The sequence below is a fragment of the Mesorhizobium sp. M0048 genome (assembly GCF_040323405.1).
Lineage (GTDB): Bacteria > Pseudomonadota > Alphaproteobacteria > Rhizobiales > Rhizobiaceae > Mesorhizobium.
This window is the reverse complement of record NZ_JAMYUV010000062.1, coordinates 24957-33113: the sequence shown is the minus strand read 5'-3', so window position 1 is coordinate 33113 and position 8157 is coordinate 24957. Positions and strand designations below refer to the sequence as shown.

The 8157-nt window shown below is 65.0% G+C and carries 10 protein-coding genes and 1 tRNA gene; 4 read left to right on the top strand and 7 right to left on the bottom strand.

Going from position 1 to position 8157, the window contains the following annotated elements; translation table 11 throughout:
* Positions 1-112 precede the first annotated feature (112 nt).
* Positions 113-189, bottom strand: a tRNA-Arg gene (locus NKJ84_RS29590).
* A gap of 163 nt (positions 190-352) precedes the next feature.
* Positions 353-1273, bottom strand: coding sequence for a zinc-binding dehydrogenase (locus NKJ84_RS29585; RefSeq protein WP_352509373.1), 921 nt, complete (start codon positions 1271-1273; stop codon positions 353-355).
* Between the two features lie 285 nt (positions 1274-1558).
* Between NKJ84_RS29585 and NKJ84_RS29580 the strand changes: the two genes are divergently transcribed.
* Positions 1559-2368, top strand: a complete 810-nt coding sequence (locus NKJ84_RS29580; protein WP_352509372.1) for an AraC family transcriptional regulator — start codon at positions 1559-1561, stop codon at positions 2366-2368.
* A gap of 37 nt (positions 2369-2405) precedes the next feature.
* On the opposite strand, the gene NKJ84_RS29575 is transcribed toward NKJ84_RS29580, so the two are convergent.
* A complete protein-coding gene (locus NKJ84_RS29575) occupies positions 2406-3299 on the bottom strand; it encodes a D-alanyl-D-alanine carboxypeptidase family protein (RefSeq protein ID WP_352509371.1) in 894 nt (297 codons plus the stop codon).
* A gap of 221 nt (positions 3300-3520) precedes the next feature.
* Between NKJ84_RS29575 and NKJ84_RS29570 the strand changes: the two genes are divergently transcribed.
* Positions 3521-4627 (top strand): hypothetical protein, encoded by a 1107-nt coding sequence (locus NKJ84_RS29570; protein ID WP_352509370.1) that lies wholly within the window; start codon positions 3521-3523, stop codon positions 4625-4627.
* Positions 4628-4703: 76 nt separating this feature from the next.
* Positions 4704-5324: a nucleoside triphosphate hydrolase gene (locus NKJ84_RS29565; protein ID WP_352476977.1), complete on the top strand. Its 621-nt coding sequence runs from the start codon at positions 4704-4706 to the stop codon at positions 5322-5324.
* 44 nt (positions 5325-5368) lie between these two features.
* Here NKJ84_RS29565 and NKJ84_RS29560 read toward each other — a convergent pair whose 3' ends face one another.
* Complete coding sequence (locus NKJ84_RS29560; protein WP_352509369.1) at positions 5369-5650, bottom strand: hypothetical protein; 282 nt, start codon at positions 5648-5650, stop codon at positions 5369-5371.
* Here NKJ84_RS29560 and NKJ84_RS29555 point away from each other — a divergent pair.
* Positions 5643-5771, top strand: coding sequence for a hypothetical protein (locus NKJ84_RS29555; protein WP_352509367.1), 129 nt, complete (start codon positions 5643-5645; stop codon positions 5769-5771). The genes NKJ84_RS29560 and NKJ84_RS29555 overlap by 8 nt on opposite strands.
* Before the next feature lie 21 nt (positions 5772-5792).
* Here NKJ84_RS29555 and NKJ84_RS29550 read toward each other — a convergent pair whose 3' ends face one another.
* The 3 genes from NKJ84_RS29550 to NKJ84_RS29540 all read right to left on the bottom strand — a co-directional run bounded on the left by NKJ84_RS29550 (position 5793) and on the right by NKJ84_RS29540 (position 8101).
* The gene (locus NKJ84_RS29550; protein WP_352476978.1) at positions 5793-6497 is read right to left on the bottom strand and encodes a glutathione S-transferase family protein; all 705 of its coding nucleotides are present in this window, start codon (positions 6495-6497) and stop codon (positions 5793-5795) included.
* Between the two features lie 136 nt (positions 6498-6633).
* Positions 6634-7842: a beta-ketoacyl-[acyl-carrier-protein] synthase family protein gene (locus NKJ84_RS29545; protein WP_352476979.1), complete on the bottom strand. Its 1209-nt coding sequence runs from the start codon at positions 7840-7842 to the stop codon at positions 6634-6636.
* A 4-nt stretch (positions 7843-7846) separates the two neighbouring features.
* Entirely contained in the window at positions 7847-8101 is a 255-nt protein-coding gene (locus tag NKJ84_RS29540) for an acyl carrier protein (protein WP_352509366.1), read from the bottom strand.
* Positions 8102-8157 lie beyond the last annotated feature (56 nt).

The following is an 8157-nucleotide window of genomic DNA, read 5'->3' as shown; positions in this document are numbered from 1 at the left end:
GACCTGGAACAGAGAACCTTGCAGACCATCGACAACCCGTTCGGCACGAGGTTGTCACCCATGTCTTAGGTACATTCTGTTACCCATGTCTCCGGGTCGTACCGCGCAATTATGGCGCACCCGACAGGATTCGAACCTGTGACCTCTGCCTTCGGAGGGCAGCGCTCTATCCAGCTGAGCTACGGGTGCCTTCAGGATCGGTGATCCCAAAAACGAACCAGCCGGTAAACCGGCCAGCCACGGCTTCTTAGCGGAAGCAGGCGCCGGCTTCAACGGGCAATCGCCAGCGGGCTCAAGTTGCCGTAGCAGCCCGGGGGAGACAGACACCGTCCCGTCCGGCGCCAGCCCCTGCTCATTCGGTCATGCTAAGCACTGCCTTGCCGCTGATGCTGCGTTGCCGCAGCGCGTCGAGGGCTTGGCCGACGTCCCGCCACGGCACGGTGAGGACTACGCGCGTTTCGAGACGGCCGGCTGCGATCAGCGCGAGCAGCGAGGCGATGTCGGCGCCAACCTCCGGACCGGAAGCGTAGTAGGCGAAGGTCTGCAGCCGCGCGCCTTCGTGACCCGGAACGAACTGGCGGAAGCCGATGGGCGTGAGTTCGCCGCTGCTCGAGCCGAACATGACGACGGTCCCGCCGGGCGCGATCCGTTCGATCGCGTGGGCGAGGCTATCGCCGCCCACCGATTCGGTAATCAGCGAGAACAGTCCTTCGGCCAGCTCGATCGTTTCGACGACCCGCTCGGCTCCGAGGCCGCGGAGATCGTCGGCATGCCGTTCAGCGGCGACCGCCACCACCGACGCGCCCTGCTGGCGGGCGATCTGGATCTGGAAACGGCCGACCGCGCCGCTTGCGCCGGTAATCAGGACCCGCTGGCCGGCCAGGTCGCCGCCGAGGCGCAGGGTCCGCAGCGCGGTCGTGCCCGCGACCGGAACAGTGGCGGCGGAGACGAAGCTGACGTCGTCCGGCAGGACGGCGAGGTGGTCGGTCGGAACGGCGACCCGTTCGGCCCACCCGGCCTCGTCGACCAGAGCCGCAACCCGGGCGCCGACGGCCGGCCCGGAGCCGTCGGCCGCGGCGCGCTCGACAATTCCGGCGACGTCCTGGCCAGGCACCCAGCCGTTCGGACGGATGTTGAGCAGGCGCAGTTCGCCGCGGTTCAGCGAGACTGCCCGGACCGAGACCAGCGCCTCGTGCGGGGCGGGCTCGGGTTCGTCAAGCTCGGCGAGCTTCAACCCTGTGGCGCTGTTGAGAGAGGTGACTAAAGCGAGCATGGCGTCATGGCTCCTCGGATGTGCCCGGCTTGGCGGGACAGGCGCGGGGCGGAGGGTCTCGGAGCCCAGCCGCACGTCGAGGCAGCGGGCCGCCAAGCCGTCGCCGTCTCCGATGGCCGCTGACGATGCGATCCACCGCCCGGTCTTTCAGCACGGCCACCGGGCGTCTGAACAATCTTTCTCATCGTCTTTGCAGGCTCCTGACCCGTTCGCGGTCGGAGCCTATCGACTTTGCGGATGGAAGAATTTAGCTATCATGTCACGTGATCGCTAAAATCAGTCAAAATGAGACAGCCGCTTCGCTACCCCTGGCCGAATTTCGATCCCGATGACGTCCTTGCACCGGCAATTGCCGTGCGCGTTGACGTTCCCGAGACCAGGGCGGAGGTGCCGGACCACCGCCACCGCAAGGCGCAACTCGTCTTCGCGCTGGGAGGTGGCGTCACATGTCGCGTTCCCAGCGGCCTGTGGATGGTGCCGCCTCATTGCGGGGTGTGGATTCCGGGTGGCATGCAGCACAGCAACGTCGCGACCGCCAATGCTCGGATTTTTTTCGTCTATATCGAACCGGGAGCTGCCGACCTGCCGGACCGGTGCTGCACGCTTTCGATCTCGCCGTTGCTGCGCGAGCTCATCATCGAGCTGGCGGATCGCGGTGAGGACGATGATAGGAGGGGCGAGCTCCTGACCAGGGTACTGCTCACCGAACTGCCGCGCATGCCTGTCCAGCAGCTACATTTGCCGATCTCGTCCGAGCCGCGCTTGAGGCGCATCGCCGCGGCGCTGGCGGAAGATGCTGCCGACCGAAGCACCCTGGCGGAATGGGCCAATCGCGTCGCGCTCAGCGAGAGCAGTCTCGCACGTCTCGTGGTCAAGGAGACAGGGCTGACCTTCGGGCGCTGGCGCCAGCAATTGCACTTGATCGTCGCGATGCGCGAGCTGGCCTCCGGCGCCAGCGTGCAGCAGGTTTCGGCCGATCTCGGCTATGAATCGGTCACCGCCTTCATCACCATGTTCAAGAAAGCGCTTGGCAAGCCACCGGCAAAGTATCTCAGCAGTGTCGCGCAAAACGGCGGTTCTGCGTTTGTCGACTGATGAGCCCCCGATCCGCCGCCCACCCGGACGTCAACGCTCACTGCTGCTCGGCATACAGCAGCCGCGTCGTCGCATTCGCCGTCGCCGTCGACAGGCTGCGCTGGATCAGCGCCTCGACGTGGTCGTTGCGCTGGCGAGCGCTGTCGGCGCCCATCACCACGATGATTAGCCTGTGCCCGTCTGCATTATAGGAGGTGACGATGTTGAAGCCCGAAGCCCTGATATAGCCGGTCTTGATGCCGTCGACGCCGCGCACCCGGCCGAGCATGTCGTTGTGGCCGCGCACCAGCCTGCCGCGGAACATGAAGTCGCTGTCGGAGAAATAGTGGAAATGCTGCGGGAAGCGGGTGTGCAGCGCCATACCGAGCACCGCCATGTCACGCGCCGTCGTGTGCTGGTCGCCATCCGGCAGGCCCGAGGCGTTGCGGAAGACGGTGCTGCTCATGCCGATCTGGCGCGCCTTGGCGGTCATCATGCCGGCGAACGCCTCTTCGCTGCCGCCGAGATATTCGGCAACGGCGACCGCCACGTCATTGGCCGATTTGACGACGATGGCGCGGATCGCCGAATCGACGTCGATCGTCTCGCCGCGCCTGAACCGCAGCTTGGTCGGCGGCTGCCGCGCGGCGTTGTCCGATACAGGAATTTGCGTCTCCTTGCTGATCCGCCCCGACTCCAGCGCCTCGAAAAGAAGGTAGAGCGTCATCATCTTGGTCAGTGACGCCGGATAGCGTGGCGCCGTGGAATTGACCTCGAACAGCGTCTTGCCTGTGCCGGCGTCGATGACCATCGCGGCATATTTCTGCGGCGGCGCCGGCACGGCCAGCACGCTGTCGGGCGGCGTCACCGTCGTGCAGCCGGCAGCAAACAGCAGCAGCGCCAGCACCGCGACGTAATTGTGGATGAGCGAAAAGAAGCGCAAGGCGGACAAGTCAGTTCCGAAGGCAGGCTGTTTCTGAGACGAGGCGAAGCTATCCTACCGCAAAGGCGCAGTCCATTTGGTTAATATCGGTCGGGGCCCTGGATTGGTGCCCTGTCCACAGGCCGACATGGCCGCTGTGCCGAGCCGGCTGATGAGAATTGCCGGCCACCACGCTTGCGCAACCGGCGGCGAGTGGGCTTTGTTGGCCCCGGCAGAATCGGTAGGTGCACATGGATACGGTCACGATCACGGCAAAAGGCATTTCGGTATCGGTCGATCTTGCCGTCGGCCATCTCGCCGACATGGCGGTCGATATCGATGGCCGTCGGCTGAAGCCGCTGCATCGCGCACCCTGGGTCGGCGAGCCGCGCGAGACGCTGCCGAAAGATCTGCCTGAAGGTACCGTCCACCTGTCCGGCGATTTCCTGTGCGCGCCGTTCTCGGTCAGCGACGTCGAAGCGGCACCTTTGCATGGCTGGCCGGCCAATAGTCGCTGGGACGTCGTCGACAGCGCGGCAACGGTCGATGGCTGGCGCGCCGTCTTGCGGCTGCAGCGCCGGGTCATCGGCGCAACCGTCGACAAGATCCTGATCGTGCGCGACGATCATCCCTTTCTCTATCAGGAACACGTCTTTTCCGGCGGGGCCGGCGCCATTCCGGTCGCCCATCACCCGATGACGGTGATGAAAGCCGGCGGCAGCCTGGCCTTCTCGCCGAAGCGCCTTGCCGCGACGCCGAACGAAGCGCCGGAGCCCGATCCGGCCCGCGGCCGCTCTTTTCTCGCCTACCCGGCGCGCAGCACCGACCTGACGCGCTTTCCCGCCGCCGACGGCGGCACGATCGACCTGACCGCCTATCGCATGGACCAGCTGCGTGAGGACTTCGTCACGCTGGTCGAGGCCGACCATGGCGGACCGGGCTGGACCGCGCTGGCGCGCCAGGCGGAAGCCGACCTCGTGCTGGTGCTGAAGAACCCGGCCGAACTGCCGGTCACCATGCTGTGGGTCAGCAATGGCGGGCGCGATTACGCGCCATGGAGCGGCCGCCACCGCGGCGTGCTCGGCATCGAGGACGGCCGCACGGCCGTCGGCCATGCCGCCTCGCTCGGCGACAACTGGCTGAAGCATGAAGGCGTGGCGACCGCCTTAGCCCTTGCCGAAGGGCACCGCTTTTCGTTCCGCCATGTCATCGGCGCACTGCCATGGCCATCCGGCGAGCCGCCGCGCGACGTCACGACCTCGCCGGGCCGCATGCGCATCCTGGCGGCTGACGGTGCCGAGCGCGACATCGGCTTCGACAGCGATTTCCTGCGGATCAGCCAGTCCCGGCCCGATTGAAAGCCTGGCACAAGCCGCGTTTGAAATTTTCGAAAACTGCCGCCAAAATGCGCCAGAACCATCTTAACGGATGCCAATGTCTGAGATCGCCCATCTCGCCGCTACCATTTTCAAGCGCGCCGGCAAGGCGCCGCGCTTCATTGTTGCCATTGCGGGTCCGCCCGGCGCCGGCAAGTCGACATTGTCGGCAGGCTTGCATGACCTGCTGCCGGAAGGCACGGCGGAAGTCGTGCCGATGGACGGGTTCCACTACGATGACGTCGTGCTCGAGCGGCGCGGCCTTCGCCAGCGAAAAGGTGCCCCGGAAACCTTTGATTTTGCCGGCTTCGAAGCGCTGCTGAAGCGCATCCGCGCCGGCGAGCCGGATATCGCCATCCCGGTGTTCGACCGCAGCATGGAGCTGTCGCGCGCTGCCGCTGCGATCATCGCCGCCGAGACCAAATTTATCCTGGTCGAAGGCAATTACCTGCTGCTCGACGAAGAGCCATGGACGCGGCTGGCGCCGCTGTTCGACTACTCGATCTTCGTCGACGTGCCGCGCGCCGAGCTCGAGCGCCGACTGCTCGAGCGATGGCACGAGCACGGCCGGTCTGACGAGGACGCGCGCGCCTGGATTGCTTCCAACGACATGCCGAACATCGATCGCGTGCTTGCCCGTCGGCGGCCCGCCGACCTGGTGGTCGGTGGACAGGCCTGATCTGGTAAGGACTGTTCGGCCGGAACCTTAACACTTTCAGGCCGTTATCCCGGACACGGCAATTGTGCCGCATGAGGGAACGGTTCGATGGAAACCATGGCAAGAAAGCCTGCGCCCGCCAAGGGCAAGGCAACACGATCAAAAATCACTCGAGCGAAAACCAGCGCCGGCCCGGCAGGGGCGGCCCGCTCCAAGGATGCGGCAAAGCCCAGCTTTGGCAAGGCGGCGCCGAAAAAGGTGATGCCTGCCGCGGCCAAAGCCGCTGCACCCAAGCCCAAAAGATCGGCAAGCAGCAGAGGATCGATCGCAGGCAGCGCAATGCGCACAGTTAAGGCAACGGCCAATGTCGCCGCCGGTGCCGTGCTTGCGACCGCCAAAGGTGCGGCGTCGCTTGCCGCTTCCGTAGTCGGCAAGGGCGGCTCGAAATCCCGGACCAAGGCAAAATAGCCGGGGCAGTCAGGGTTTTGATCAGGCTCTGGCGGGAATGGTGAGACCCCTCTGCACCGCCGGCCGGGCAAGGCCGCGCTTCAGCCATGCGCCCACGCCGGGGAAATCGTCGAAACCGACGAGGTCCCGCGCCTCGTAAAAGCCGATCAGATTGCGCACCCATCCAAGCATCGAAATGTCGGCGATGGTGTAATCGTCGCCCATAATCCAGCTGCGGCCCTTGAGCCTCGTTTCGAGGACGCCGATCAGCCGTCGCGACTCGTCGCGATAACGCTCCAGCGGGCGCTTGTCGGCGATTTCGCGCCCGGCGAATTTGTGGAAGAAACCGACTTGGCCGAATATCGGCCCGATGGAAGCCATCTGGAAGAACACCCACTGGATCGTCTCGTAACGCAGCGTTGCGTCTGCCGGGACCAGCTTGCCGGTCTTATCGCTGAGATAAAGCAGGATGGCGCCGGATTCGAACAGGCCGATCGGCTTGCCGCCCGGGCCGTCCGGATCGATCATCGCCGGGATCTTGCCGTTCGGGTTCAAAGACAGGAATTCCGGCGTCCAGCTCTCGTTCTTGCCGATGTCGACGGCATGCGGCTCGTAGGGCAGGCCAAGTTCCTCCAGCGCGATCGATATCTTCACCCCGTTCGGCGTCGGAAACGAATAAAGCTGGATGCGGTCGGGGTGGCTCGCCGGCCAGCGCCTGGCGATCGGAAACGCGGACAGATCGGTCATCGAAACTCCTGGTCGGGGGACCGCGCCGAGCGGCATGGTCATGGCGGGTCGCAGAGAGTTAGGCGCGACGCCTGGCGCGATCAATATGCGCATGGAAAGTTTCACCGGCCCCGGCGAAGGGCCGCAAGGGGTGTGGTCACACGGCCTTGACCGCCAGCACCGCATTGGTGCCGCCGAAGGCGAAGCTGTTGCTCATCGCGGTGCGCACCGCGCGCTCGCGTGCCACGTTCGGCGTGATGTCGAGATCGCAGTCGGTGTCGGCTTCCCGATAATTGGCGGTCGGCGGCACGATGCCTTCGCGGATCGCCATCACGCAGGCGATCATTTCCAGCGCGCCGGATGCGCCGAGGCAGTGGGCATGCATCGATTTGGTCGAGGAGATGGAAAGCTTGTAGGCATGGTCGCCGAACACGCGTTTGATCGCCGCCGTCTCGATCTGGTCGTTGGCCTTGGTGCCGGTGCCATGCGCGTTGAGATAGTCGACGTCCTCGGGATTGAGCCCGGCATCGACGAGGCAGAAGCGCATCGCCGCCTCAGGCCCTTCGATAGTTGGCGCGACGATGTCGGAGGCGTCGGCGGAAAGGCCGACGCCGGCGATTTCGGCAAGGATAGCGGCGCCGCGCGCCATGGCATGCTCATACGTTTCCAGCACCACCATGCCGGCGCCTTCGCCGAGCACGAGCCCCTGGCGGTCGGCCGAAAACGGCCGGCAGGTGTCCGGCGACAATACCCGCAGGGCTTCCCAGCCCTTGAGGATGCCCCAGACCAGTGGCGCATCGGTGCCGCCGGCGACCATGACGTCGGCCCGGCCGAGCCTGATCTGATCGACCGCGGAGGCAATGGCGTGGTTGGATGACGAGCAGGCAGAGGTGATGCCGAACACCGGTCCACGCAGACCAAGATTCATGCTGACATGGCCGGCGGCTGCGCCCGGCATTACTTTCGGTACGGTGAAGATGCCGGCGCGGTTCTTGCCTTCGAGCAGGATGGCGCGATAGTTCTCTTCGATTGCCTCCCAGCCGCAGACGCCGACGCCGACGATGGTGCCCATCCGGTAGGTGTTGGCCGCGTGCGGGTTCAATCCCGCCTGCTGTGCCGCCTCCCGCGCGGCGATCGTCGCCAGAAGGCTGAAGCGGTCCATCGACACGACCTGTTTGCGGTCGATGCCGTGCTCGGGAAGCGCCTTGATTTCGCAGCCGACCTTGACCTTCAGATCATGCAGCAGCGGATTGTCGATCGCGCCGATTGCCGAACGGCCGGCGCGCATCTCATTCCAGATTGCCGGTGCATTGGTGCCGAGGCCGCATAACCCGCCGATGCCCGTGATGACGATCCGCTTGTGCATTCAGTCAGGCTTTTTTCGCGATCAGCGCGCGAACCGCCTCGACCATGTCGCCGACATTCTTCAGATTGCTCCAGGCATCGACCGTGTTCATCTCGATTTCGATGCCATACTCTTCCTCGAGATCGAAGATGATCTCCGTCAGTTCCAGCGAATGGATGCCAAGCGCGGTCAGTTCGGTACCGGTGGTGATTTCCTCGCCGCCCGGCTCGGCATGAGCCTTGATCTTGGCGATGATATCGTTTGCCAGCTGGTCAGCCATTCGGTTTCTTCCCCAACTCTGTCGTTTCCCGACGCCAACTGATCAGCGCCCCTTTT